This window comes from Herbaspirillum sp. B65 (genome assembly GCF_000333555.1).
GTDB classification, from domain to species: Bacteria; Pseudomonadota; Gammaproteobacteria; order Burkholderiales; family Burkholderiaceae_D; genus Herbaspirillum; species Herbaspirillum rubrisubalbicans.
Genome location: NZ_BADI01001062.1, coordinates 1 through 1,017 on the forward strand (window position 1 = coordinate 1; position 1,017 = coordinate 1,017).

Annotated in this window: 2 pseudogenes; one reads left to right on the plus strand and one right to left on the minus strand. The window is 54.3% G+C overall.

Features of this window, described 5'->3' with window-relative positions:
* Window positions 1-526 (minus strand): annotated as a pseudogene (locus tag I5W_RS25115) (DNA helicase); the annotation flags it as partial.
* A 171-nt stretch (window positions 527-697) separates the two neighbouring features.
* Between I5W_RS25115 and I5W_RS30545 the strand changes: the two are divergent.
* Window positions 698-1,017 (plus strand): annotated as a pseudogene (locus I5W_RS30545) (transposase); the annotation flags it as partial.

Here is a 1,017-nt window from a genome sequence, read left to right on the forward strand (position 1 = left end):
AGGTCGCGTCATGGTCATCCTGTCCGTTATCGTCCTGAAGTCTATGGCAGCGTTGTGCAAATTCCTCTTTCGCGCGCTCCAGGCGGGCGTTGATGTTTTCTAAGGTACCGGCTTCCAGCATCGCTGATACGCCGTGCACAAAACTGGCAGGCAGATAGCTGTCTGGTTTTGGGTATCCAAGTTCATTCACTACGAAGGCGGCCAGCCATCCGGTGCCCTTCATTCGCTGGCATTCCCGCTCACTTAAATCCCGGTCCGGGAAAAGTCTCTGAAGGAGTAGTCGAGACAAGTCCTCAGTGTCGGCAACACCAAGGTAGACGACGTGGACGTAGCCGACCTTGTCAGTAGGTGTGAAGTCTGGGTGGTGCCAAGGCAGCGGTTTGCTGTGAAAATCGCGGCGTCGAAGGGTAGTGACTTTCGTTTGCTCATTGGTGTCTTTGGTGGTAGGCGCTATCGGGATGTTGAAAATCTCGAGATCGCGCCAGAAGCGCAGGACACGTAAGGGCTCGTCGTTCGTGATGCTCAAGTTTGGGTCTAACCTTTCTATTTTCACTTTCACCCTGCCAGGGTCTTGATAATGGGTGATCTTGATTACTTGGTCGATGGACTAGGCAAAACGTCATGATACCAGTCGGTCAGTGCACTTACGGTGACTTGCCCCAAGAATTAGCTACACCGAACAGTAGAATCCGCTCAGGACAATCACGGAATCACTGGGGTGATGGGTTACCGCACGCCCAACCACAAGCCAGGTACGTTCAATAAGCAAGCGTATGAATACGATGCTTACCGGGCGAATACATCTGCCCGCAAGGCCAATTCTTGCGCTACAGCCCAACCAATCGGCAGAGGTATCGGCAATACAAATCCAGTCCAGAGCAATGCCGGGGCTGCAAGGTACGCGAGCAATGCACCAATGGCGCCAATCCGGTCAAGGTGGTAACGCGCCACGTGTGGGGGAGCGTTCCAAGGAGGATGTGGATGAACGGCGTCGTACCGAGGGGGGGCAAGCGCATC